The organism is Vibrio sp. MarTm2 (assembly GCF_027587055.1).
Lineage (GTDB): Bacteria > Pseudomonadota > Gammaproteobacteria > Enterobacterales > Vibrionaceae > Vibrio > Vibrio sinaloensis_D.
In genome coordinates, this window is sequence record NZ_JAPPTK010000002.1 from 331,932 (window position 1) to 355,968 (window position 24,037).

General features: G+C 46.0%; 25 protein-coding genes. 21 read left to right on the forward strand and 4 right to left on the reverse strand.

The features are described 5' to 3' along the window. Window positions 1-2: 2 nt before the first annotated feature. The gene (locus OH458_RS05935; RefSeq protein WP_005470448.1) at window positions 3-239 is read right to left on the reverse strand and encodes a TIGR02647 family protein; all 237 of its coding nucleotides are present in this window, start codon (window positions 237-239) and stop codon (window positions 3-5) included. Between the two features lie 496 nt (window positions 240-735). Between OH458_RS05935 and focA the strand changes: the two genes are divergently transcribed. Next, the gene (gene focA / locus OH458_RS05940) at window positions 736-1,578 is read left to right on the forward strand and encodes a formate transporter FocA (RefSeq protein WP_269977601.1); all 843 of its coding nucleotides are present in this window, start codon (window positions 736-738) and stop codon (window positions 1,576-1,578) included. 48 nt (window positions 1,579-1,626) lie between these two features. On the opposite strand, the gene OH458_RS05945 is transcribed toward focA, so the two are convergent. After that, window positions 1,627-1,752 (reverse strand): hypothetical protein, encoded by a 126-nt coding sequence (locus OH458_RS05945; protein ID WP_269977602.1) that lies wholly within the window; start codon window positions 1,750-1,752, stop codon window positions 1,627-1,629. A 216-nt stretch (window positions 1,753-1,968) separates the two neighbouring features. Continuing rightward, a complete protein-coding gene (locus OH458_RS05950; protein WP_269977603.1) occupies window positions 1,969-2,763 on the reverse strand; it encodes an ABC transporter permease in 795 nt (264 codons plus the stop codon). A gap of 471 nt (window positions 2,764-3,234) precedes the next feature. Between OH458_RS05950 and torE the strand changes: the two genes are divergently transcribed. The 3 genes from torE to torA are packed head-to-tail and all read left to right on the forward strand — an operon-like array spanning window position 3,235 to window position 7,136. After that, window positions 3,235-3,414, forward strand: coding sequence for a trimethylamine N-oxide reductase system protein TorE (gene torE / locus OH458_RS05955; RefSeq protein WP_005470508.1), 180 nt, complete (start codon window positions 3,235-3,237; stop codon window positions 3,412-3,414). Window positions 3,415-3,463: 49 nt separating this feature from the next. Beyond that, entirely contained in the window at window positions 3,464-4,648 is a 1,185-nt protein-coding gene (gene torC / locus OH458_RS05960; RefSeq protein WP_005470444.1) for a pentaheme c-type cytochrome TorC, read from the forward strand. Window positions 4,649-4,673: 25 nt separating this feature from the next. Then, a complete protein-coding gene (gene torA, locus OH458_RS05965; RefSeq protein WP_269977604.1) occupies window positions 4,674-7,136 on the forward strand; it encodes a trimethylamine-N-oxide reductase TorA in 2,463 nt (820 codons plus the stop codon). A 27-nt stretch (window positions 7,137-7,163) separates the two neighbouring features. Here torA and OH458_RS05970 read toward each other — a convergent pair whose 3' ends face one another. Continuing rightward, window positions 7,164-7,892, reverse strand: coding sequence for a substrate-binding periplasmic protein (locus OH458_RS05970; RefSeq protein ID WP_269977841.1), 729 nt, complete (start codon window positions 7,890-7,892; stop codon window positions 7,164-7,166). A 418-nt stretch (window positions 7,893-8,310) separates the two neighbouring features. Here OH458_RS05970 and OH458_RS05975 point away from each other — a divergent pair, with 418 nt between their 5' ends. The 17 genes from OH458_RS05975 to nadA all read left to right on the forward strand — a co-directional run bounded on the left by OH458_RS05975 (window position 8,311) and on the right by nadA (window position 24,017). Continuing rightward, window positions 8,311-9,315 (forward strand): porin, encoded by a 1,005-nt coding sequence (locus tag OH458_RS05975; protein WP_269977605.1) that lies wholly within the window; start codon window positions 8,311-8,313, stop codon window positions 9,313-9,315. 294 nt (window positions 9,316-9,609) lie between these two features. After that, a complete protein-coding gene (locus OH458_RS05980) occupies window positions 9,610-11,349 on the forward strand; it encodes a glycoside hydrolase family 36 protein (protein ID WP_269977606.1) in 1,740 nt (579 codons plus the stop codon). Window positions 11,350-11,402: 53 nt separating this feature from the next. Further along, window positions 11,403-11,924 (forward strand): crossover junction endodeoxyribonuclease RuvC, encoded by a 522-nt coding sequence (ruvC, locus tag OH458_RS05985; RefSeq protein WP_005470321.1) that lies wholly within the window; start codon window positions 11,403-11,405, stop codon window positions 11,922-11,924. A gap of 99 nt (window positions 11,925-12,023) precedes the next feature. After that, on the forward strand, window positions 12,024-12,638 hold the full coding sequence (gene ruvA, locus OH458_RS05990; RefSeq protein ID WP_269977607.1) for a Holliday junction branch migration protein RuvA: 615 nt from the start codon (window positions 12,024-12,026) through the stop codon (window positions 12,636-12,638). Window positions 12,639-12,655: 17 nt separating this feature from the next. Then, entirely contained in the window at window positions 12,656-13,660 is a 1,005-nt protein-coding gene (gene ruvB, locus OH458_RS05995; protein ID WP_005470368.1) for a Holliday junction branch migration DNA helicase RuvB, read from the forward strand. Between the two features lie 459 nt (window positions 13,661-14,119). Then, window positions 14,120-15,706, forward strand: a complete 1,587-nt coding sequence (gene cydA / locus OH458_RS06000) for a cytochrome ubiquinol oxidase subunit I (RefSeq protein WP_038189546.1) — start codon at window positions 14,120-14,122, stop codon at window positions 15,704-15,706. 18 nt (window positions 15,707-15,724) lie between these two features. Further along, window positions 15,725-16,861: a cytochrome d ubiquinol oxidase subunit II gene (gene cydB, locus OH458_RS06005; RefSeq protein WP_038189543.1), complete on the forward strand. Its 1,137-nt coding sequence runs from the start codon at window positions 15,725-15,727 to the stop codon at window positions 16,859-16,861. A gap of 12 nt (window positions 16,862-16,873) precedes the next feature. Beyond that, window positions 16,874-16,981: a cytochrome bd-I oxidase subunit CydX gene (gene cydX / locus OH458_RS06010; protein WP_000270284.1), complete on the forward strand. Its 108-nt coding sequence runs from the start codon at window positions 16,874-16,876 to the stop codon at window positions 16,979-16,981. Then, complete coding sequence (gene ybgE, locus OH458_RS06015) at window positions 16,974-17,276, forward strand: cyd operon protein YbgE (protein WP_038138814.1); 303 nt, start codon at window positions 16,974-16,976, stop codon at window positions 17,274-17,276. Before cydX ends, ybgE begins: the two co-directional genes overlap by 8 nt. A 165-nt stretch (window positions 17,277-17,441) precedes the next feature. Next, a complete protein-coding gene (ybgC, locus tag OH458_RS06020) occupies window positions 17,442-17,861 on the forward strand; it encodes a tol-pal system-associated acyl-CoA thioesterase (protein ID WP_038138812.1) in 420 nt (139 codons plus the stop codon). Continuing rightward, window positions 17,851-18,549 carry a protein TolQ gene (gene tolQ, locus OH458_RS06025; RefSeq protein WP_005470411.1) on the forward strand — a complete coding sequence of 233 codons (699 nt, stop codon included), beginning with the start codon at window positions 17,851-17,853 and terminating at the stop codon, window positions 18,547-18,549. Before ybgC ends, tolQ begins: the two co-directional genes overlap by 11 nt. A gap of 5 nt (window positions 18,550-18,554) precedes the next feature. Further along, window positions 18,555-18,998 (forward strand): ExbD/TolR family protein, encoded by a 444-nt coding sequence (locus OH458_RS06030; protein ID WP_269977608.1) that lies wholly within the window; start codon window positions 18,555-18,557, stop codon window positions 18,996-18,998. A 13-nt stretch (window positions 18,999-19,011) separates the two neighbouring features. Beyond that, window positions 19,012-20,079, forward strand: a complete 1,068-nt coding sequence (gene tolA / locus OH458_RS06035) for a cell envelope integrity protein TolA (protein WP_269977609.1) — start codon at window positions 19,012-19,014, stop codon at window positions 20,077-20,079. Between the two features lie 30 nt (window positions 20,080-20,109). Then, window positions 20,110-21,450 (forward strand): Tol-Pal system beta propeller repeat protein TolB, encoded by a 1,341-nt coding sequence (gene tolB / locus OH458_RS06040; RefSeq protein ID WP_419723883.1) that lies wholly within the window; start codon window positions 20,110-20,112, stop codon window positions 21,448-21,450. Window positions 21,451-21,484: 34 nt separating this feature from the next. Continuing rightward, complete coding sequence (pal, locus tag OH458_RS06045; RefSeq protein WP_005470537.1) at window positions 21,485-22,012, forward strand: peptidoglycan-associated lipoprotein Pal; 528 nt, start codon at window positions 21,485-21,487, stop codon at window positions 22,010-22,012. A 16-nt stretch (window positions 22,013-22,028) separates the two neighbouring features. Then, a complete protein-coding gene (gene ybgF, locus OH458_RS06050; protein ID WP_269977610.1) occupies window positions 22,029-22,811 on the forward strand; it encodes a tol-pal system protein YbgF in 783 nt (260 codons plus the stop codon). A gap of 144 nt (window positions 22,812-22,955) precedes the next feature. After that, window positions 22,956-24,017 (forward strand): quinolinate synthase NadA, encoded by a 1,062-nt coding sequence (gene nadA / locus OH458_RS06055; protein ID WP_269977611.1) that lies wholly within the window; start codon window positions 22,956-22,958, stop codon window positions 24,015-24,017. Window positions 24,018-24,037: the final 20 nt, after the last annotated feature.

Genomic DNA, 24,037 nt, shown 5'->3' on the forward strand with positions numbered 1-24,037 from the left:
TCTTATTGGCTCGAGAGTACGCGCAAAATCTTGTCAGCATGTTCAGCGACTTCGATACCCTCGTCGGTTAGATATCCACCGTCAGGTAATGTACATAAGCCTTTAGCATATAGGCGAGCGACAGCGGCTTGCATTTCCTCTGATGCATCGTGGTGAACTTTGATGCCTGTTGCCGCACTGCTTAAATCGAATTGAAGCAATAAGTTAAGTTCAGCGATATGGTCTTGTGTGTACTTCATAATTAATACCTTTACGAATCAATACGGTTACCTTAGTTCTGGTGCTATGCAGCGGCAATTCAATTAACAGAGAAGTGTTATCTACGGCATAAAAATCGATTTTATTTGAACAAATTCGCTCAGCATTTGAGCCACAACAAAACTGGACAGATAACCGCCGCAGTTGTTCGTTGTGGGGCGATAGGCAGAAAAAATGAAATCTAATAATGCGAAAAGTGTATAAAACAAAGGTCCCATATAAGAAATTAGACTAAAGTCTATGGTAGGGGAGTGGTTAGGTGTTTTTGGGTTTGTAACTATCTGATATTTAATATTTTAATATCTATCGCTTTGGCCTGTTTTATCTATTTTTAGCCCAAGAACAATGTCTCAATGGTTAAACTTTTTATAAGATAAAAGACTATCTGTCTTTTGATGAGATTTAACGCTTGAAATTGAGCACATTTCGAGTAATTATCCGCGCCCACTATTCCACATGTTTCAAGATGTTAATCTGATGAACCTTAACCAATTTGACTCACTGCTACCGCCTCAAGTAGCTGAACGTGCGGCTGAGATCGGCGTTGATAAAGCGACTAAAGATCCGATGAAGTCGTTTCTTCTTGCGATATCTGCGGGTATCCACATTGGTATCGCCTTCGTTTTTTATACCATTGTCACCACTGGTGCTGGCGATATCCCTTGGGGAATATCACGTTTACTTGGTGGGCTAGCATTTAGCTTAGGATTGATTTTAGTGGTGGTCACTGGCGGAGAGCTTTTTACTAGCTCGGTCTTAACGTTAGTGGCTCGCGCGAGCGGTAAGATCACATGGCGATGCTTGTTTAAAAACTGGGCAGTGGTCTATGGAGGCAACCTGGTTGGTGCATTGTTGCTGGTGGCGTGTATGCTTCTTACCAAGCAATACATGTTCGACCATGGTCAAGTGGGCTTAAACGCAATGAGCATTTCTCAACATAAGTTACACCATACGTTTATCTCGGCTGTTGCGCTGGGCATTATGTGTAACGTTTTGGTGTGCATTGCCGTGTGGATGACGTTCAGCGGTCGGACTCTAACCGATAAAATAGCGGTGATGATTTTGCCTGTCGCGATGTTTGTCTCTGCGGGTTTTGAACACTGTATTGCAAACATGTTCCAAGTGCCGATGGCCATCGGGATCAAAAACTTCGCGCCTGCAGAGTTTTGGCAGATGACCGGCGCGAATATTGCTGATTACGCTGATTTGAATGTGATTGACTTTATTCTTAACAACCTGATCCCTGTGACATTAGGTAATATCATCGGTGGTGGCCTGTTTGTTGGGATGTGGTACTGGCTCATCTACCTACGAGATTAACCCCTTTCTTTTTCCGAAGCACAGTACAGTGCTTCGGAACGTGTATCATCACTCCACCAGACCAAACTCCTCGGCGTTCACAATGTGTTCAGGCTCATCCCAGAGCCAATTGTGCATTTCTTCATCACGTTGACCTTGATTAAAGGTTTGATCCTTTGTGCTATCAAATTTCATGGCTGTCCCTCCTTGTTTGATTAGAAATCAATCTAAGTTGGCGTTATGACGAAATTATTACGCGTTCTGAATTAATTTATATGTGTGTGTTTGCAAAGGGTTTTATTGTTTTAAGAACGCTTGAAGGGTGATAGCTACTCAGATTGAAACAGGTATCACCACTGTTATCCACAGATTCTGTGGATAAGATCATTTGGTTCAAGTAGGAAGGTGATCTTATTTGTTTGAGAGTGGTTTTATCATGACAAGGCCGTGGGGATGAATGCCTCGGCGCACGGTCAAATTCAAGCAAATCGTGATTGATACAGACATCATGACGAAAATCGCAATCATGATCATAATCTGATATTTAATGGCGACAATAGGGTTCGCCCCGCCAAGTATTTGACCTGTCATCATCCCGGGTAGCGTGACTAATCCGCTCGTCGTCATCGAGGCAAGGGTTGGGGCGAGCGATTTTCGAATCGCTTCTCTCAAAAATGGCAACGTCGCAAACCTTACGCTCGCGCCAAGTGCAATTGCCGCTTCATATTCTGACTTTCGTTCTTCCAATGCGGAGAAAAAATTCTGTAAAGCGACGATGTTTCCCCCTAGCGAATTGCCAAGCAACATACCCGCGAGTGGGATAACGTATTGGGCATTGTATAGTGGGGTAGGTCGAACAATCGCTAGGCAAATGAGAAGCAAAACGGGTGCTAGACCAACGACTAACCCTCCTACCACAGGGAGAAATAGTCGTTGTTTTGGAAGCCTTGCCTTATCCAGTATCGAGCTTGAGCCTATCATGATCATCACAACAAGCCACAACAAGTTGACCGTCATACTGTCGAGCTGGAATAAGAACTCTAAATAGACGCCGACTAAAGTGAGCTGTATTCCCATCCTTAACACACCAATGGCCGTGTCTTTTGCTATACCTAATTGGTAGTAGTAATTGATTGCTAATGGAACCAATAGCGTTGCACCGAACAAGAGCAATAGTGGCCACGGTATGTCGACGACAGCGTTCATGATGAGCTCCATTTTCTCCGCAGTAATAGTCGCTTTGTTTACATATTACCTTGATTTGATGAGAGGTTACACGACGAGCACTAGAAATGCATTGAGTGGGAAATAGATCATTTTGTTAACAAATTGCGCTTTATACAAGTAACAAAGCGGCAGGTTTTTGGTGAAAAATGCGTGCTTCACACACTGTTTAATTAAGCGGACTTTACTTAATTGTTGTCAGTTTGTTTTCATTTTAACAAGGCGTTTACTGTTAATATTTTTTCATATTTCAATGCAATCTAACACATCAAATGTTAATTAAACACATCTCTGGATGAGCTCAAAAAAGTATTGAATAACAAGGTTGAGAGACGATCTATAGATTGAACCTTACTAAGAGTATGGTCTAACATTTCTTATTAGAGATTGTAAAAAATATAAGCTTGCTTTGAAAAGCTACCCAATAACACTAGATACAAAATAGGCAAATGTATGAGTGATGTTAATAAAATTGAGAGTGGTGAAAAACGCTCACTGGAGTGGAAATCATTCCTCTTCATCGCAGTCGTTCTCTTCCCTGTGTTGAGTGTGGCATTTGTTGGTGGTTACGGATTCCTTGTATGGGCACTACAAGTTTTCTTCTTTGGACCTCCAGGTGCACACGGCCTGTAAGCCGTGAGCTCATTTCCACATTTTTGAACAGATTTTAAGAGAGCAAACTATGAAATCATTTATCATCAAGCTGTGGCGCACCATGACACGCCCGGCAGTTCATATCAGCTTAGGTGTGCTGACTATGGGCGGCTTTATTGCTGGTGTTATTTTCTGGGGTGGCTTTAACACCGCACTGGAAGCGACCAACACAGAAGAGTTCTGTATTAGCTGTCACACCATGCGTGACAATGTATACGTGGAACTGCAAGAAACGGTTCACTGGAAAAACCACTCTGGTGTACGTGCTACGTGTCCTGACTGTCACGTTCCTCATAACTGGACAGATAAAATTGCCCGTAAGATGCAGGCTTCTAAAGAAGTATTCGCTCAAGTATTTGGTAACTATGATGAACCAGGTGCGTTTGAAGAGCGCCGTATCGAACTTGCTAAACACGAATGGGATCGTTTCTCTGCAAACAAATCCCTAGAGTGTAAAAACTGTCACAACTACGAATCGATGGATTTCGAGCAAATGTCTCCAACTGCTCGCATCCAAATGAAGCAAGCAGCAGAGAAAGATCAAAGCTGTGTTGACTGTCACAAAGGTATTGCGCACAAACTGCCAGCTGGTATGGACAGTATCGGCGGTATCGTTGGCGACCTAGAAGGTCTAGCTTCGAACACTAACTACGATGTTGGTCAAACGCTAGTGAGTGTGCGTCACCTACCTATCTACTTCGACGCTGAAGGTACAACTGAAGCAGGTCTACTAAACCCGGCATCTTCAGTGAAAGTGATTGCTGACAAAGGTGATTACGCGGAAATCGAAATTGACGGCTGGCGTAAAGCGAAAGGCTTTGGTCGTGTAATCCAAGAAGACTTTGGTAAGAACATTGCGGTGGCTTCTCTTCTTAAAGAAGCATCAACAGACAGCAACGTTGTGACCACTGGCGAGAAAAAAGTGGACGAGCTAACTGGTCTTCCATGGGAAAAAGTGGCGGCGAAAGTATGGATCAAGAAAGAATCTATGCTGAACGATATTACGCCTGTATGGGAAAAATCAGCGGAAGCATACAAAACCAACTGTTCTGTATGTCACACGCAGCCTGACGAAGCGCACTTCGATGCGAACACATGGCCTGGTATGTTTGACGGTATGCTTGCATTCGTTAACCTAGATACAGACAGCGAAGCACTGATCTTGAAGTACCTACAGAAACACTCTTCAGATTATGCTGAAGGCCACCACTAATAAGCGTCGGATTGGAGTAAATTAAATGGCTATTTCACGAAGAAGTTTTCTTAAAGGTGTTGCAACAACAAGTGCAGCATCAGTAATCGGTCCAAGCTTATTGGCATCAGCATCTGCAAGTGCAGCTGAGTCTACAGGTACTTGGAAGGTTTCAGGTTCACACTGGGGCGCATTCCGCGCCCACATCTACGCGGGTAAAGTTCAAGAAATCAAACCACTTGAGCTTGATAAAAACCCAACAGAGATGTTGAACGGTATTAAAGGCATTATCTACAGCCCATCACGTGTTCGTTACCCAATGGTGCGTCTAGATTGGTTGAAGAAGCACAAGTACAGCGCAGATACACGTGGTGACAACCGTTTTATCCGCGTTACTTGGGATGAAGCACTTGACCTGTTCTACCGTGAGCTAGAGCGTGTTCAAAAAGATTATGGTCCATGGGCTCTACACGCGGGTCAAACAGGTTGGAACCAGACTGGTGCATTCAACAACTGTACAGCTCACATGCAGCGTGCTGTTGGTATGCATGGTAACTTCATCACTAAAGTGGGTGACTACTCAACAGGTGCTGGTCAAACAATCCTGCCTTACGTTCTAGGTTCAACAGAAGTATACGCACAAGGTACTTCTTGGTCCGAAATCCTAGAAAACGCAGATAACATTGTTCTTTGGGCAAACGACCCAGTGAAGAACCTGCAAGTAGGTTGGAACTGTGAAACGCACGAATCTTTTGACTACTTAGCTCAACTAAAAGAGAAAGTAGCAAAAGGCGAGATCAACGTACTTTCTGTTGACCCAGTTAAGAACAAGACTCAGCGTTACCTAGAGAATGATCACCTGTACATCAACCCGCTAACAGACGTTGCATTCATGCTGGCTGTTGCGCACGTGCTGTACAACGAAGATCTATACGACAAGAAGTTCATCGAAACTTACTGTCTAGGTTTTGACGAGTTCATCCAGTACGTTCAGGGTGAAACCAAAGACAAAGTGGTTAAGACTCCTGAGTGGGCGGCTGAGATCTGTGGCGTTAAAGCTGACAAGATCCGTGAATTTGCTCGTCTGCTTGTAAGCGGTCGTACACAGATCCTGATGGGTTGGTGTATCCAGCGTCAAGAACACGGTGAGCAACCTTACTGGGCAGCAGCGGTTATCGCAGCAATGGTTGGCCAAATCGGTCTACCTGGCGGTGGTATCTCTTACGGTCACCACTACTCAAGTATCGGTGTGCCTTCTACTGGCTTTGCGGGCCCAGGTGGCTTCCCACGTAACCTTGACCAAGGTATGAAGCCTAAATGGGACAACAACGACTTTAACGGTTACAGCCGCACAATCCCGGTTGCGCGTTGGATCGACTGTCTACTAGAACCAGGTAAAGAGATCCGTTACAACGGTGGTAAAGTCAAACTGCCTGACTTCAAGATGATGGTTATCTCGGGTAACAACCCGTGGCACCACCACCAAGATCGTAACCGCATGAAGAAAGCATTTAAGAAGCTTCAGACTGTGGTAACGGTTGAGTTTGCTTGGACTGCAACGTGTCGTTTCTCTGATATCGTGCTTCCTGCATGTACTCAGTGGGAACGCAACGACATCGACGTATACGGTTCTTACTCAAGCAAAGGCCTGATCGCGATGCACCGCTTAGTGGATCCTCTGTTCCAATCTAAGCCTGACTTCCAGATCATGAGTGAGCTGACTCAACGCTTCGGCCGTCGTGACGAATACACTCGCGGTATGAGCGAAATGGAGTGGATCCAAAGCCTATACAATGACTGCCGTGCAGCGAACAAAGGTAAGTTCGAAATGCCAGAATTCAACGAGTTCTGGGAGAAGAGTGTACTAGACTTCGGTCAAGGTAAACCTTGGGTTCGTCACGCTGACTTCCGTCAAGATCCAGAAATCAATCCACTGGGTACGCCTTCTGGTTTTATCGAGATCACGTCTCGTAAGATCGGTCGTTACGGTTACGAACACTGTCAAGAGCACCCAATGTGGTTCGAGAAATCAGAACGTTCACACGGTGGTCCTGGTTCTGATAAACACCCATACTGGCTGCAATCTTGTCACCCAGACAAGCGTCTGCACTCTCAGATGTGTGAATCAGAAGAGTTCCGTGCAACTTACGCAGTTCAAGGTCGTGAGCCTGTTTACATCAACCCAGTTGATGCGAAAGCGAAAGGCATTAAAAACGGTGATTTAGTACGCGTATTTAACGACCGTGGTCAGCTTCTAGCGGGCGCAGTTGTGACTGATAGCTACCCACGTGGCGTTATCCGTATTGAAGAAGGTGCGTGGTATGGTCCTCTGAACGAGAAAGAAGGCGCTATCTGTACGTACGGCGATCCAAACACGCTGACTCAAGATATCGGTTCTTCTGAGCTAGCTCAGGCGACGTCAGCAAACACGTGTATCGTAGACTTCGAGAAGTTCACAGGCAAAGTACCGCCAGTTACTTCATTCGGTGGTCCAATCGAAGTGGCGTAAGCTCAATCGCATTGAACAAAAACCAGCCTACGGGCTGGTTTTTTTGTGCCTGTCATCTCCATCTTGTTCCAATCCGTATTTAAACTTGAGCTGCTGAAGACGCTCTTGCGCATAAGTTCTGAAATAATAGTTCAGGCTGTACACAACCTGTTGAGCGTATGGGTGGTCTTTCCTAACCGCGGCGTATAAGGGAGTGGTAATGAATGGAGTGGAATGAATGGTTAAGCGCTTAAGCGGCAGCCCCATCTCTTTAACTACCCACCGTGCTACATACTCATCGGTAATGATGACGTCAACACGCTGCGAGAGCAGTAAGCGGATGCTAGTTTCCAAATTGGCTGACGATACCTTTTGGATTCCCTTGTGGTTAAGCAGTTCTGGAGGGTAGGCATAGTTGTCAATCAGTGCGACGCGTTGGCCATTCAAACTCTCTGGTGACTGATAGTTGAATACCGTGTCCTCAGAACGTGATATTACCGATAAGTGATTGCTCATGTAGGGCTCGGTAAAATAGTAATGTCGCATTCGTTCGTCGTTTTTCCACACAGCGACAATCACGTCATTCTTACCGTAGTAAGTCTCTTTTAACACTCTTGGCCAGGGCTTCAGCTCATAGCTAAACTTGTAGCCGGAATGCGTTAATCCTTCGATAACGATGTCGTGAGCAATGCCTTTCCCAATTGGTGAATCCATAACATAGGGCGCCCATTTACTCTGCGCGACCTTTAACGGAACGGCAAATGCTATTGAGGTCATCAGTAAATAAATCAGGGAAACAACAAATAACCAGTGTCTCAATCCGTTAATCCTCGTTGAAAAGCTCTCTGTTCAGTCTAGTCGATGATGTGTCTTAGAGTACTTAGGTGATATTTCGTCTCATAGATTGAGAAAATGACTGCCAAAGAACGCAAAGATACGAAAAAGTTCCACTGACGTTGATTTTAGGTTTTGTTGAGTTTATTTGTGATAAAGGTCTCTTTTATTGGCTTGTTGAGCCTGTTTATTGTCTGTTTTTTATATTGATTTATGTTTTTGGCTAATTTGCGGCCTATGCAATTAGATCTCTTTTGATTGTTTTATTTGTGAATTATTGGGTGGGCGAATAATTTGCTCAACCAGAGCGAGCAGGTGGTAGATGACGCTCATAAATAAAAATTTATAGGAACAAATAAAAATGAAAAAGACAGTATTAGCAGTAGCTCTTTCTCTTGTTGCGGGTTCAGCAATCGCAGCAGACGTAAACCAAACAACGTCTGAACGTGCTCGTGAATCTCTAATCGACCTAATCCTATCTGGCGAAGAATTCTCTGTTGGCGGTCAAGTGGCTGTTGGTGGTGAATACCTAGAAGGTCGTCAAAACGAGAATGGCGAAGACCGTGAATTCCACAACTACGACGTAACTGGTTTTGACCTTTTCGTTAACTACCAAAAAGGTAACGTACTAGGCCAATTCGCAGGTGAATTCGACCTAGACAACAACTACTCTTCAATGGATGCGTCTTTCGCAGTCATCGATGCATGGGTTGGTTACAAAACTGGCTTCGGTGTAGCTTCTGTTGGTTACGCAGCGGATTCAGCACTAGACGCAGTTGACGGTGCGGCAGACCTAACAGTTGAGTACGGTGCATCAGCATCTGACGCTTCAGACGTTAACCAAGTTGTTAAGTTTGAAGGCATCAAAGAAGGCTTCAAATACGGCGTATCTTACTACGGTGACCGTGAAGCAGACGCTTCTGGTCAAAAAGGCTTCAACGGTTACGTTGGTTTCCAAAACGAGCAGTTCCAAGTTAACGCAGGTTACGAAAAGAACGACGAAGACAACTCTGCTGACGGTATTGAGCAAATCATGCTAGTAAACGGTGTGGTAAATCTAGGTGATATCGCGCTAGGTGCAAACATTGCTAAACACGAGCTATTCAATAGCGAAGATTTGATGATGTACAGCGCATCTGCTGGCTACACAATCGACAAACTATACCTAGCGATTGGTTACGCTGACTCAGAAGAGTGGGATAATGAACAAGCTAAGAAAGTTGATTCTCAGTGGACTAACTTCGGTGCAACTTACCAGTTCACTAACAAGCTATCTGCTCTAGTTGACTTCCGTGTTGACCTATCAGAAGAGAAAGACAGCAGCGAAGACCTAGCTGCGTTCTTCAAAGTTGCTTACGACTTCTAATCAAGTTTAGGCTCAAAAATTTACGGCCTGTTCTGCAGGCCGTTTACCATCAAAGCAGGAAGCTTTTAGCGCAATAATCCACTGCCTTTTTCGCCCTCCGGAGTTGGAGGGCTTTTTCTGTTTTAGACAAGCACATCGCGCTTCTATCGGTGCCTCTATTACCTTTGACTTCGCGGTGGTCACAATAAAAAGGAAAAATGTGAAGCTTGTAAGGCTTTGTGTTTTTGATTAAATAGACAATAAAAATATCCAATGCTGTAATGTGCCGATACCCCATTGTCTTAGAGCACAGTTATGGCCTTGCATGTAGAACTCGCCAATAGCCGCCTTGTTGTCATTCCCAATCACGATATAACCGCGAAAAAAAAAGATAATCAGCTCCACTTCTCGTTTCAGGGGCTGAGCAACTACAAGTTCAATGATCGCTTTTTACTGTGTCAGACTGAGTTTAATTTCGAACGCAGTGCAACGATATTGGGTGACGGGTTCCAAATGCTTGCCCAAACGACTGGCACCATCGAGCAACCAATTGATATAGGTCGTTGTCCAGATAATTCTCCCAGCTATCGCATTTACTCAAGCCAAGATCCCAAACGCTACTACAACTACCTTATGGTTGAAGATTCTCTGGGCTACAGTCTGTTTGGCTTCACTTCGTGTCACCGTTTCGCCGGCTACTTTGAAGTACAAGAGCAAGAAGGACGTTGGTTAGTTAGCGCTTACATTGATGGCGAAGGAACTTATCCTCAAGATTGGTCTACCACGGCATTAGAGTCGATTGTGTGTCTGCAAGGCGATTCCATGTCTCAGCTTTACACAGAGTATTCCAAGCTGATAGCGAAGCATCACCCTGTCCGAGCGGGCGTTGAGGCAAAAGCCCCAATCGGGTGGTGTTCTTGGTACGCGTACTATGCTGAAGTCAATCAAGAAAACATCTATCACAATCTCGAGGTGATGTCTGCCGATGCCAAGCAGCTTGAGTACGTCTTGCTGGACGATGGTTATCAAGCCTTTATGGGGGATTGGTTAACACCTTCGGACAAATTTCCATCGGGAGTTCGAGCTGTCATTGAAGCAATCAAAGCGAAAGGCAAAAAGCCAGCAATTTGGCTAGCTCCTTTTATTGCTCAGCCTGAATCCGAGCTATACCAACACCACCCGGATTGGTTTGTAAAACATCAAGATGGCCATTTACTTAAAGCCGAAGAAGTCACTTACGCAGGGTGGCGTTGTACGCCATGGTATGTGTTAGATACCTCAAACCCTGAGGTGCAGGAGCACTTAACTCATGTTGTTCGCGTCATGCGTGAAGAGTGGGGAATCGAGCTGTTTAAGTTGGATGCCAACTATTGGGGTACTTTGAGAGGTCAGCGTTATCAGACAGGGACAACGGGTATCGAAGCTTACCGAATGGGGATGGAAGCGATCGCTGAAGGAGCGGGAGACGCTTGGATTTTGGGTTGCAACGCACCGATGTGGCCATCACTTGGTTTAGTCGATGCGATGCGCGTGTCTGATGATGTAGAACGCAATGAGCATCGATTTGAACAGATCGCAAAAGAGACCTTTTATCGCAGCTGGCAGCACCGTAAACTGTGGCAGATTGACCCAGACTGCGCGACGTTAGTATCGCTGCCTAATCAAGCTGCAGAGCGTCAAAGCTACGAGTTTCACCGCAATGTACTTTTGGCCAGTTCAGGTCTTCTGCTTTCGGGCGACCCGTTGCCTGAGCTCACGCCTTGGGCCAAGCAGACGCTATCCAAACTGATACTGCGACACAAACACTGCCAAGAGAGTGCGCGATTTACCGCGCTAAACCTCCATCATGCCTTCTTGCCTATTACAGAGCGCAATGACCTCCATTGCCTGTTTAACTATCAGCAGCCTGCAAGGGAAGTCACATTGACTGCGGAGCAGCCCGTCTATTGGTATGATTATTGGACAGGCGAACGATTGGTTGAAGAGCCGACCCAAGTCATTGAAGTTGGTCTTGAGTCCGGTTTGTCGAGTCGAGCGATAATTACCTCGATATAGTGCCGGCTCTGCTTTACCATACGCTTTGAAGCAGTCACATCGATTAGGTATTCATGTCAATCATTCTAGGTATTGACCCCGGCTCACGCATTACTGGGTATGGGGTTATCCGACAAAACGGACGCCATTTGCACTACTTAGGTAGTGGATGCATTCGTACATCAGAAAAAGATCTTCCGGGCCGTTTGAAGCAGATCTATGCTGGAGTTTCGGAAATCATTACCCAATTCCAACCGGATGTGTTCGCCATTGAGCAAGTCTTCATGGCACGCAACGCAGATTCAGCACTCAAACTCGGTCAAGCGCGGGGGAGTGCTATAGTCGCCGCGGTGAACGCGGAACTTCCGGTTCACGAATACGCGGCTCGTTTGATTAAACAGGCGGTCACTGGAACGGGCGGGGCAGACAAAGAGCAAGTGCAGCACATGGTGCAACAAATGTTGAAACTTCCTGGTAAACCCCAAGCCGATGCCGCCGATGCACTGGGTGTGGCAATTTGTCACGCCAACACCAACAAAACCTTAATTGCAATGGCAGGTAAAGCGACCAGTGCACGTCGCGGACGCTACCGCTAACGCTCAATCTCAAAATTCACCTTCGAGGCGACAAAGAACTGGATGTCTATCCAGTTCTTTATTATCCTGTCGCAAATTCATTTCCAAAGAGTATTTACCGTGATTGGACGTCTGCGCGGCATTCTGATTGAAAAACAACCCCCTGAACTGCTGATTGAAGTTAATGGTATTGGCTATGAAGTCCAAATGCCGATGAGCTGCTTTTATGAGCTGCCTAATGTCGGTGAAGAAGCGATTATCTATACTCACTTTGTTGTTCGCGAAGATGCTCAGCTGCTTTATGGGTTTAACACGGTAAAAGAGCGTTCTTTGTTCCGCGAAGTGATTAAAGCCAATGGTGTTGGGCCAAAATTGGGTCTTGGGATTCTTTCGGGTATGACGGCAAGCCAATTTGTGGCATCTGTCGAGCGAGAAGACATTTCGACCTTGGTGAAATTGCCTGGAGTGGGCAAGAAAACCGCTGAGCGTTTGGTGGTCGAAATGAAAGATCGCCTTAAAGGGTGGAGTGCCGGTGATCTCTTTACGCCGTTCACTGATGCCGCTCCTGTTGATTCTACGCCAACTGCAACAAACAGCGCAGAAGAAGAGGCAGTGAGCGCACTGCTCGCCTTGGGCTACAAACCAACGCAAGCCTCTAAAGTTGTCGCGCAAATTATCAAGCCAGGAATGAGCAGTGAAGAGCTGATTCGTGACGCTCTGAAATCGATGGTTTAACGGATAGGAAATAACTCATGATTGAAGCCGATCGTCTTATCGCGCCAGAAAATCCAGTGTATCGAGAAGAGGATGTTATCGATCGCGCCATCCGTCCAAAAAAGCTGGAGGATTACAAAGGCCAAGACCATGTGCGTGACCAAATGGAGATCTTCATCAAAGCGGCTCAGTTACGTGAAGAAGCGCTCGACCACCTGCTAATTTTTGGTCCGCCAGGATTGGGTAAGACTACGTTAGCCAACATTGTTGCTAACGAGATGGGCGTGAACATTCGCACGACGTCAGGACCTGTGCTAGAAAAGGCTGGGGATTTAGCCGCATTGCTGACGAATCTAGAAGAGAACGATGTTCTTTTCATTGATGAGATTCACCGCTTGAGTCCGATGGTTGAAGAAGTGCTTTATCCGGCAATGGAAGATTATCAGCTTGATATCATGATTGGCGAAGGACCAGCGGCGCGCTCGATTAAAATCGACTTACCTCCATTTACCTTAATCGGCGCGACAACTCGCGCAGGTTCATTGACATCGCCACTGCGCGACCGTTTTGGTATTACCCAACGCCTAGAGTATTACAAGATTCCTGATTTGCAGAACATCGTTCAACGCAGTGCAGACTGCCTAGGTTTGTCGATGGAAGCAGAAGGTGCCCTTGAGGTCGCGAGACGGGCACGTGGGACGCCACGTATCGCCAACCGACTGCTTCGTCGCGTACGTGACTACGCAGAAGTTAAGGGTAATGGTCATATTTGCGCCGAGGTTGCCGACAAGGCGCTAAACATGCTGGATGTCGATGCCCAAGGTTTTGACTACATGGATAGGAAGTTGCTGCTCGCCATCATGGAGAAGTTCGGTGGTGGTCCTGTTGGTCTCGATAACATGGCGGCTGCCATCGGTGAAGAGAAAGACACCATTGAAGACGTGCTTGAGCCTTACTTGATCCAACAAGGCTATCTGCAAAGGACGCCAAGAGGGCGTATCGCGACTGATCGCGCTTACCTACATTTCGGAATTGAAAAATAAGTTTTCACGCCGGTCAACGAGACCGGCGTCTTACCACTTGTGACCAATGTCACGTTTGTAAAATCTCGCCTACCACTAATTAGGTAAGTAAAATGGATGAGATGTTAAGTATTTGTTTTGCATAAATACCTATTTCGCCTTGTTCATTACTCTCGGGTAACATTAAACTCGCGAAACGCTTGATACAGATCAAGTTGGCGCTTTTTTAAACAAAAATGCCAAGATAAACTTGACTCAAATCAAAGCGGAACTCTCCTATAAACCTTTTGAAACAATCTGTTTTTAGCAGTAATATTAGCCTCAGCTATATTAGCTGATGCTTAACAATTAACTAACCGTTACGGTACATTTTTGCAACAGAGTGTTGTTATTTAATAACAATCTTTAAGATTGGATAACGACTATTTATGCTTGGCAAAAATGTAAGAAAGTGTCTTCAGCCGACACATAGGAGTAATCATGATCGATGTTGTTGATCTATCGCGGTTGCAGTTTGCACTGACTGCGATGTATCACTTCCTATTCGTACCATTGACTCTAGGTATGGCCTTCCTACTGGCTATTATGGAATCAATGTACGTAATGACGAACAAGCAAATCTATAAGGACATGACCAAGTTCTGGGGTAAGCTATTCGGTATTAACTTCGCCCTAGGGGTAGCGACTGGCCTAACCATGGAATTCCAGTTCGGTACTAACTGGTCGTACTATTCGCATTACGTAGGTGATATCTTTGGTGCACCTCTTGCGATCGAAGCCCTTGTTGCCTTCTTCCTAGAATCCACTTTTGTGGGCTTATTCTTCTTTGGTTGGGATCGCTTATCAAAACGTCAACACCTTGTTGTCACTTGGCTTGTCGCTCTCGGTTCTAACTTCTCTGCACTTTGGATCTTGGTGGCGAATGGCTGGATGCAAAACCCAGTTGGCGCAGAATTTAACTTCGAAACCATGCGTATGGAAATGGTGAGCTTTGCTGAGGTTGTCCTTAACCCAGTAGCTCAGGTTAAGTTTGTACACACCGTCGCTTCTGGTTACACGACTGGCGCAATGTTCGTTTTAGGCATCAGTTCATACTACCTTCTTAAAGGTCGTGATATTGCATTCGCTCGTCGTTCATTTGCTATTGCAGCGTCATTTGGTATGGCTGCGATCCTTTCAACCATCGTTCTAGGCGATGAGTCTGGTTACGAATTGGGTGAAGTTCAAAAAGTGAAACTCGCAGCTGTTGAAGCAGAGTGGCACACAGAGCCTGCACCAGCGGCATTCACCTTGTTTGGTCTTCCGAATCAGGAAACCATGCACACAGACTACGCGATCAAAATTCCATACGTAATGGGTATCATCGCGACGCGCTCTCTTGATGAGCAAGTTACGGGTCTTCGCGATCTTCGTGATGATCACGTAGAACGTATCCGTACTGGTATGTATGCATACGAACTGCTAGAAAAATTGCGAGCAGGTGATAAATCTGAAGCAAACATGGCAGCCTTCGACGAAGTGAAGGGTGACCTAGGCTACGGTCTTCTTCTTAAGCGCTACACCGACAATGTTGTCGACGCAACAGAAGAGCAAATTCAAGCCGCTGCGGATGACTCTATCCCAACGGTATGGCCACTATTCTGGTCGTTCCGCATTATGGTTGCGTGTGGCTTTATCATGCTATTCGTCTTCGGTGCTGCGTTTATTCAAACTTGTCGTCAGAAGATTGAGCAAAAACAGTGGGTTCTTAAAGCGGCACTATTTAGTATTCCATTACCGTGGATCGCTGTAGAAGCAGGTTGGTTCGTTGCCGAATACGGCCGTCAGCCTTGGGCTGTGGGTGAAATCCTACCGGTGAACGTTGCGGCATCTGCACTGAGCGCTTCAGAAATCTGGACGTCGCTATTTGCAATCATCGCGCTGTACACTGTGTTCTTAATTGCAGAAGTTTACCTGATGCTTAAGTTCGCACGTAAAGGTCCAAGTAGTCTGAAAACAGGCCGCTACCACTTTGAGCAAAACGCTGACTCTGTCGAAGACAAAGTTAGTCGCCAAGTAGAAGCGTAAGACAAGGAGAAACAAAACATGTTTGATTACGAAATCTTACGACTGATCTGGTGGATCCTGATTGGTGTTCTGATGGTCGGATTCGCGGTCACTGATGGCTTCGATATGGGCGTTGCTTCTTTATCACCGGTTATCGGTAAAAACGATACTGAGCGCCGAATTATGCTCAACACCATTGCTCCGCACTGGGATGGTAACCAAGTTTGGCTAATCACGGCTGGTGGTGCTTTGTTTGCTGCTTGGCCATTGGTTTACGCTACATCTTTCTCAGGTTTTTATTTAGCGATGTACGTGACGCTAGCGGCACTTTGGATGCGTCCATTGGCACTTGATTACCGTTCAAAGATCGAGAATCCAAAATGGCGTCAAGCTTGGGACTACGCGCTTTGCTTTAGTGGTACTGTGCCTCCAGTCATTTTCGGTGTTGCATTTGGTAACTTGTTGCAAGGTGTGCCGTTTGAACTAAACGACCTGCTGATGTCTGAGTACAAAGGTACATTCTTCGCACTGCTAAACCCATTCGCACTGCTATGTGGTGTGCTTAGCCTAATGCTATTTGTGCTTCAAGGCGCAACTTGGCTACAAATGAAAACGACTGAAGCGATTCACCAGCGCGCAAGAAATGCCGCTCAAATCGCAGGTCTGGTTGCTGTCGCGCTGTTTGTTGCTGGTGGCTTCTGGGTTCAGTCGATTGAAGGCTTTGTAGTTACAAGCACTATCGATACGTTGGCGGATTCTAACCCGCTAAATAAAGAAGTAGTGCAACAAGCCGGTGCTTGGATGACGAACTTCGAAACGTACCCTGCAATGTGGGCAGCGCCTGTTCTAGGTGTGTTAATGCCATTACTTGCAGTGATTGCATCTCGTTTTGAACGTGGTGGTTTTGCATTCTTGTTCTCAAGCTTGGCGAATGCTGGGGTAATCTTGACGGCAGGTTTTGCAATGTTCCCATTCGTTATGCCTTCAAGCCTTGTACCAAACCACAGTTTGACTATGTGGGATTCAACGGCGAGTGAACTAACACTAGGCCTTATGACGCTTGTCGCGGCTGTGTTTGTTCCTGTGATTCTTGGTTACACAACGTGGACGTACTACAAAATGTTTGGACGTCTAGACAAGAAGCACATTGAAGACAACGACGTATCGGCTTACTAAGGAGTATTAACTATGTGGTATTTCGCATGGATTCTGGGTGTCTTGCTAGCATGTGCATTCGGTATCATTAACGCTCTTTGGCTAGAGCACTCAGAAATGATGGACAAAGACAGTGAGTAATCTCGCTGCGCAGGTAGCCAAGCTACATGCACCATTAGATAAGACCCTGTTTAGGGTCTTATCACTTGTATTAGGTTTTTATCATGTCGCGATGGTGATGTGGGATCCGGAGGCATACTCCGCTTCTATCGGCGGTTTTAATGCGCTGATTTCGCCACTACTGATTTGGGCAATCTGCTCGAGCATGGTATTTGGCTTGAGTTTCAAACCACGAAACTGGTACTGGCAGATACTATTTAGCCCGTACTTCTCGTTGGCTATCTTAAGTTATCTGACCTTGCTTAGAGTGTTCTAATAAGCCTTGATTAAAATCTATTCGCATTCTTATCAAAATAGCGCCACTAAATGATAGTTGGCGCTATTTTTTTGTTTCAATCATTGAAAACCTCCATTATCCCTTGCATAAACCCGCTTGAGTTGCGTTATAGTAATGCTCTTCAATGAGTTAAAGAGGTGAGGCGTGCAACAAGAGCAATCCACTTTCGAATGGCCGATAACGGTCTATTACGAAGACACTGATGCAGGTGGGGTGGTGTACCACTCGAATTACCTAAAGTTCTTTGAAAGAGCGAGAACAGAATTGCTTCGCAATGTTGGCGTTTCACAGCACACTCTTTTGGAACAAAACATTGGATTTGTAGTCCGACACATGGACATCGATTTTCTGCAAGGTGCTCGTCTTGACGATCAACTGACGGTAAAAACACACGTTGCAGAATTAAAGAAAGCTTCGCTGACTTTCTGTCAGGAGATCGTCAATCCTGATGGCAAATCATTGTGTAAGGCAATGGTTAAGGTAGCATGTATCGACAATGAGAAAATGAGGCCAATAGCGATCCCTCAATCAATAGTTATGGAGTTTACTCATAGTGACCGCTGATATTTCAATGCTTGACCTGTTTTTACAAGCAAGTCTGTTAGTAAAAATGGTGATGTTGACCTTGTTAGGTATGTCTGTTGTCTCTTGGGCAATGATCATCAAGCGCAGTAAAGTTCTGTCGCAGGCCTCAAAGGATGCTGACGCATTTGAAGACAAATTCTGGTCAGGCACCGATCTTTCCATTCTTTATCAAAACGCCAAAAAACGAAAAGACGAGCTTTCGGGTACCGAAGAGATTTTCTACTCAGGCTTTACCGAGTTTGCCCGATTACGCAAATCCAATAGCGACTCGCCTGATTACATTATGGAAGGCACAGGTCGATCTATGCGTGTATCGGTCGCGCGCGAAGTCGATGAGCTTGAAACCAACCTGCCATTTCTTGCGACGGTCGGCTCAATCAGCCCATATATCGGTCTTTTCGGTACGGTGTGGGGCATTATGCATGCCTTTATCGCCCTTGGTGAAGTCAAGCAGGCAACCCTAGCCATGGTTGCTCCAGGTATTGCAGAAGCGCTTGTCGCAACGGCGATGGGCTTATTTGCTGCTATTCCAGCTGTTATGGCGTACAACCGCCTAAGTAACAAAGTCAGTAAGTTAGAACACAACTACGCAACGTTTTCTGAAGAATTCCACAGTATCTTGCACCGTCAAGCGATGGCTGGCCGCGATAACGCTCATAAGGAGTAATCAACATGGCCGGTTACCAACGTAAAAAAAGAAAGATGACAGCTGAAATCAACGTCGTGCCCTATATCGACGTCATGTTGGTTTTGCTTATCATCTTTATGGTGACATCGCCATTTGTCACTCAAGGGGTTGATGTCGAACTGCCTAAAACCGCAACGGCAAAACCGACCTCAGATCTAGCGCCTGACAGTAATGCTAGCTTCATTATTGTTGAGATTGATCGTGACGGTAATTTGGGACTAAGCGTCAATGATGAAGAGGTGATGCGAGGTCTCTCGCTGCAAGACATTATTGTTCGCGTTAAAGCTGAACTGTCTTTAAAACCAGACTCGCCTGTCGCTGTGGGTGGTGATGCGGCAACACCTTATGCTGAGGTGGTTTTGGTTTTGGATGAACTAGGCCGTGCAGGTATCCCTAAAGTGGGCTTGTTGACGGACATTAAGGAATAAGCGCTCTTAGTGTATGAAAGAGATTAAGCCCAAGAAGAAAAGTGATTACAAGAAGCCGCTCGCGATATCGGCTTCTTTGCATGCGCTGTTGGTTGTCGCTCTAATTTGGGGAGCAGATTTTACCATGTCTAAGCCAGAGCCAACGGGACAGTTGGTTCAAGCTGTTGTGATTGATCCTGCAAGGGTACGCGAGCAAGCTCAGCAAATTCGTAATCAACGTCAAGAAGCGGCGAAGAAAGAGCAAGATCGTCTTGATAAACTAAGACGAGAAAGCGAGCAGCTCGAGAAGAACCGCAAAGCGGAAGAGGAACGCATTCGCAAGCTTAAGGAGCAGCAAGCCAAAGAAGCTAAAGCGGCTCGTGAGGCAGAAAAGCGTCGCATTGCAAAAGAGAAAGAGCGCAAAGAGGAAGAGCTGCGCGCTAAGAAAGAGAAAGAACGCGTAGCCAAGCTAGAAGCAGAGCGCAAAGCCAAAGAGCAGGCAATTAAAAAAGCAGAGCAAGAACGCTTGGCGAAAGAAGCGGCCGTAGCAAAAGCGGAGCAAGAGCGTATTGAGCGTGAAAAGGCGGCTAAGGCAGCAGAAGAGAAGGCTCGCAGAGAACGCGAAGCGGCAGAAAAAGCCGAACAAGAACGCATAGCGAAAGAGAAAGCCGCAAAAGAAGCCGCAGAAAAAGCACGCAAAGAAAAAGAGCGCTTAGAGCAGCTAGAGCGAGAGCGAAAACAGCAAGAAGCGGCGCTCAATGACATTTTTGCTGGTTTAGAAACCGAAGCTGAGCAAAACAGTTCTGCACGAAACCAGCACATAAACTCAGAAGTGAGTCGATACGCGGCGATATATACCCAACTTATTCAAAGTCGCATCATTAAGGATGACTACTTAGTGGGAAAGTCGTGTAGGTTGAACGTAAAGTTGGTTCCGACAGGAACGGACGGTATTGTGAGTAGTGTTTCTGTACTTAATGGTGACGCCCGTCTTTGTACCGCTGCTAAGAGTGCGGTCAGCCAAGTAGGTAACTTCCCGATGCCGAAAGATCGGGACATTATTGATAAGATTCGCGATATTAACTTAACTGTTGATTACTAAATTAAGGAATATGACGTGATTAAACGCCTTATGACTGGAGTTCTTGTTATTTGTGCAAGTCTCTCCAACGTGGCTCACGCCGCACTCGAGCTTGTCATTACGGATGGCATTGATTCGGCTCGCCCAATTGCGATTGTGCCTTTTAAATGGGAAGGCGCGAGTAAACTTCCTCAAGATGTATCTGCTGTGGTTGCCTCCGATCTACAGCGCAGTGGTAAGTTCAGCCCTATTGCTACCAACAGAATGCCGCAAACACCTTACAGTGAGGCAGAAGTCAATTTTGATGCTTGGACTGGGCTCGGTGTGGATTCCTTGCTTACGGGGACGATCACACAAAATGCAGAGGGTAACTATGTCATCAATTATCAATTGGTCGATGTGGTTCGCGGTCAACTGACTCAAGGTCAAAGCAAAGCGCTAAGCCCAGATGGACAATTGGTCCTATCCAAAGACCACGTGCTTTTCAACAAGCAAGCAACGGTACCAGGGGATCGTTTACGTGAATACGCCCACCGTATCTCAGACTTGGTTTATCAAGAACTGACGGGCGAGCGTGGTGCGTTTTTAACTCGCATCGCTTATGTTGTCGTTAATGATAAGGATCAGAAATTCCCATACCAGCTGCGTGTCTCGGATTACGATGGCTATAACGAACGCCTAGTTCTGCGTTCTAAGCAACCGCTTATGTCGCCAGCTTGGTCTCCTGATGGCAAAAAACTCGCCTATGTGAGCTTCCAAAATGGTCAAGCTGAAATCTTCATAATGAATATTTATACCGGTGAGCGAGAGAAGGTTACGTCATACCCTCGTCACAATGGTGCGCCAAGATTTTCTCCTGATGGCAATAGCTTAGCGTTAGTTTTGTCTAAAACGGGTAGCCTTCAAGTCTACACTTTGGACTTGAAAACGCGCAAATTGACTCAAATTACTCGTGGCCGTTCAAATAATACTGAACCGTATTGGCATCCGGATGGTAAATCCCTTATCTTTACGTCGGACCGCGGTGGGCGTCCACAGATCTATCAAGTTGACTTGGCGGGTGGTTCTCCAAATCGTCTCACTTGGCAAGGCACTCAAAACTTGGGCGGGCAAATCACTCCAGATGGTCGGTTCCTTGTGATGGTTAACCGCAGTAATGCAGGTTTCAATTTAGCGAAGCAAGATCTCGAGACAGGTGCGGTACAAATTTTAACTCAGACTCTACTTGATGAGTCACCAAGCATTGCGCCAAATGGCGGAATGGTTATTTATAGCTCTATCTATAACAAAGCCAACGTGTTGTCGATGGTTTCAATTGATGGACGCTTTAAAGCTCGATTACCGGCAACAAATGGACGAGTTCGTGCGCCCGCATGGTCACCGTTTTTGTAGCAAGTAAGTATCAAAAAGTAAGGAAAATATATCAATGCGACTAAACAAAGTTCTTAAAGGGCTACTCATTGCGCTACCAGTTCTAGCAGTTACAGCTTGTAGTTCAAGCGACGACGCGGCTAACGCTTCTGGCTCTACAGAAACAAACCAAGCTCAAACAACTGACGGTACAGTGGTTTCACCAATCGATCAGAACGGTCTACTAACCGAGCAAGAGCTTAAAGAGCAAGCACTGCGCGAAACTCAAACTATCTACTTTGCGTTTGACAATGCGACTATCGCTGGCGACTACGAAGAGATGCTTGCAGCACACGCGGCATACCTAAGCAAAAACCCAGCTCTTAAAGTAACGGTTGAAGGTCACGCGGACGAGCGTGGTACTCCAGAGTACAACATTGCACTTGGTGAGCGTCGTGCGACAGCTGTGGCTAAATACCTTCAAGCACTAGGTGTTCAAGCTGATCAAATCTCGATTGTTAGCTACGGTGAAGAGAAACCTCTTCTACTAGGCCAATCTGAAGATGTGTACGCTAAGAACCGTCGTGCTGTTCTAGTCTACTAATTCAAGGACTATCCTTATGTTCAGTAACCTTAAGCGCGTAGTTACGCTTACGTTACTGGCAAGTGCGGCGGGCTCTGTGCTCGCTGCACCAGCTCCAGTATCCGATCTCAATAGCAGTAACTCTGCCACATCAACCTCTTCTTTTGGCTCGAACGAAACCGAAGTTCAGCGTCTTGAGCGCCTATTAGAAAACCGCAACCGCGTCCAGCTACAAATGCAGCAGCAGTTGGATGAAATGGCACTCGAAATCAGCGAATTACGCGGCCAACTGGAAAAGAATAATTACGACATGCAGCAAATGTTGCAACGTCAACGTGAGCTGTTTATCGAACTAGATAAAGTTCGCGGTCAAGTCAATACGGTGCCTGCCGTTGTCGACAATCAAGAAGGCAATGAAACGCCCGCTTCCGGTGGCACATTCAGCTCAAATGCAGATGAGCAAACGGCGTATCAAAATGCTGTTGATTTGATTCTGAAGAAACGTGACTACACAGGAGCCATCGCAGCGTTCCAGCAGTTCCAGAAAGACTACCCAGATTCATCATTTACGCCAAACTCACACTATTGGTTAGGCCAACTTTATTTTGCAAAGAAACAAGATAAAGAAGCAGTGAAGAGTTTCGCTGCCGTGATTTCTTACCAAGATTCCAATAAACGTGCGGATGCATTGGTTAAGTTAGGCGACATAGCCTCTCGCAACAACAACGCAGAGCAAGCGAACAAGTACTACCAACAAGTATTGGATGAGTATCCAAGCAGTGCGTCCGCTAAGCTTGCGAAAGAACGCATCAAAAACTAGGTTCATAGAACTTAGCGACAAAAGGAGTGTTAGACACTCCTTTTTTGCTTTTTGCGCGATAAGTAATTCCGGTCGGTACTGGCATCTTGGATTCGGTTGAGGTTACAATACTCGGATTACTGGAAGTTGCGTAGAGCAAGAGCAATGAGCCACATTTTAGATAAAATCGATACTGTATACCCATTTCCTCCAAAACCAGTCCCTCTAACAGAAGATGAAAAACAAGCCTATATTGCGAATATTAAAAAGCTTCTGAAAGAGAAAGATGCGGTTTTAATTGCCCACTATTACACGGATCCAGAGATCCAAGCCCTTGCAGAAGAGACGGGTGGTTTCGTTGGTGACTCGTTAGAGATGGCGAAGTTTGGCAATCGACACCCTGCAAGCACACTGATCATCGGTGGGGTTCGCTTTATGGGTGAGTCTGCAAAGATCCTGACGCCAGAAAAACGCATTTTGATGCCAACACTGGAAGCAGAGTGTTCGCTCGATTTGGGTTGTCCTGCAGATAAGTTCACCGAGTTCTGTGACGCACACCCAGATCATACTGTTGTGGTTTACGCGAATACTTCAGCGGCGGTAAAAGCTCGCGCAGATTGGGTTGTGACCTCTAGCATTGCGCTTGAAATTGTTGAGCACCTGGATGCAGAAGATAAGCCGATTATTTGGGGTCCTGACCGCCATCTAGGTTCTTACATCTCGAATAAAACTGGCGCAGATATGTTGCTATGGCAAGGCGAGTGTATTGTTCACGATGAGTTTTCAGCGGACGCTCTACGCAAGATGAAGTCTGTCTACCCAGACGCGGCTATTCTTGTTCACCCAGAGTCACCTGCGAGCGTTGTAGAACTTGCAGACGCAGTCGGCTCAACAAGCCAGTTGATTAAAGCGGCGAAAGAATTGCCTCATCAACAGATGATTGTCGCGACCGACAAAGGCATCTTCTTTAAAATGCAGCAGTTAGTGCCTGAGAAAGAACTGATTGAAGCGCCAACAGCAGGTGCGGGTGCAACCTGTCGTAGCTGTGCTCATTGTCCGTGGATGGCAATGAATGGTCTTAAAGCCATTGAAGCAGCCTTGCGTGATGGTGGTAAAGAGCACGAAATCTTTGTTGATGAAGAACTGCGTGTTAAGTCATTGATTCCACTAAACAGAATGCTAGACTTTGCCGAGCAACTGAATATGCAAGTCAAAGGAAATGCGTAATTAGGTGATTGGCATCACAT

Coding starts and splice junctions, on each gene's coding strand:
- OH458_RS05935 (WP_005470448.1), bottom strand. CDS start 239: ATGAAGTACACACAAGACCATATCGCTGAACTTAACTTATTGCTTCAA.
- focA (WP_269977601.1), top strand. CDS start 736: ATGAACCTTAACCAATTTGACTCACTGCTACCGCCTCAAGTAGCTGAA.
- OH458_RS05945 (WP_269977602.1), bottom strand. CDS start 1,752: ATGAAATTTGATAGCACAAAGGATCAAACCTTTAATCAAGGTCAACGT.
- OH458_RS05950 (WP_269977603.1), bottom strand. CDS start 2,763: ATGAACGCTGTCGTCGACATACCGTGGCCACTATTGCTCTTGTTCGGT.
- torE (WP_005470508.1), top strand. CDS start 3,235: ATGAGTGATGTTAATAAAATTGAGAGTGGTGAAAAACGCTCACTGGAG.
- torC (WP_005470444.1), top strand. CDS start 3,464: ATGAAATCATTTATCATCAAGCTGTGGCGCACCATGACACGCCCGGCA.
- torA (WP_269977604.1), top strand. CDS start 4,674: ATGGCTATTTCACGAAGAAGTTTTCTTAAAGGTGTTGCAACAACAAGT.
- OH458_RS05970 (WP_269977841.1), bottom strand. CDS start 7,892: ATGACCTCAATAGCATTTGCCGTTCCGTTAAAGGTCGCGCAGAGTAAA.
- OH458_RS05975 (WP_269977605.1), top strand. CDS start 8,311: ATGAAAAAGACAGTATTAGCAGTAGCTCTTTCTCTTGTTGCGGGTTCA.
- OH458_RS05980 (WP_269977606.1), top strand. CDS start 9,610: ATGGCCTTGCATGTAGAACTCGCCAATAGCCGCCTTGTTGTCATTCCC.
- ruvC (WP_005470321.1), top strand. CDS start 11,403: ATGTCAATCATTCTAGGTATTGACCCCGGCTCACGCATTACTGGGTAT.
- ruvB (WP_005470368.1), top strand. CDS start 12,656: ATGATTGAAGCCGATCGTCTTATCGCGCCAGAAAATCCAGTGTATCGA.
- cydA (WP_038189546.1), top strand. CDS start 14,120: ATGATCGATGTTGTTGATCTATCGCGGTTGCAGTTTGCACTGACTGCG.
- cydB (WP_038189543.1), top strand. CDS start 15,725: ATGTTTGATTACGAAATCTTACGACTGATCTGGTGGATCCTGATTGGT.
- cydX (WP_000270284.1), top strand. CDS start 16,874: ATGTGGTATTTCGCATGGATTCTGGGTGTCTTGCTAGCATGTGCATTC.
- OH458_RS06030 (WP_269977608.1), top strand. CDS start 18,555: ATGGCCGGTTACCAACGTAAAAAAAGAAAGATGACAGCTGAAATCAAC.
- tolA (WP_269977609.1), top strand. CDS start 19,012: ATGAAAGAGATTAAGCCCAAGAAGAAAAGTGATTACAAGAAGCCGCTC.
- tolB (WP_419723883.1), top strand. CDS start 20,110: ATGACTGGAGTTCTTGTTATTTGTGCAAGTCTCTCCAACGTGGCTCAC.
- pal (WP_005470537.1), top strand. CDS start 21,485: ATGCGACTAAACAAAGTTCTTAAAGGGCTACTCATTGCGCTACCAGTT.
- ybgF (WP_269977610.1), top strand. CDS start 22,029: ATGTTCAGTAACCTTAAGCGCGTAGTTACGCTTACGTTACTGGCAAGT.
- nadA (WP_269977611.1), top strand. CDS start 22,956: ATGAGCCACATTTTAGATAAAATCGATACTGTATACCCATTTCCTCCA.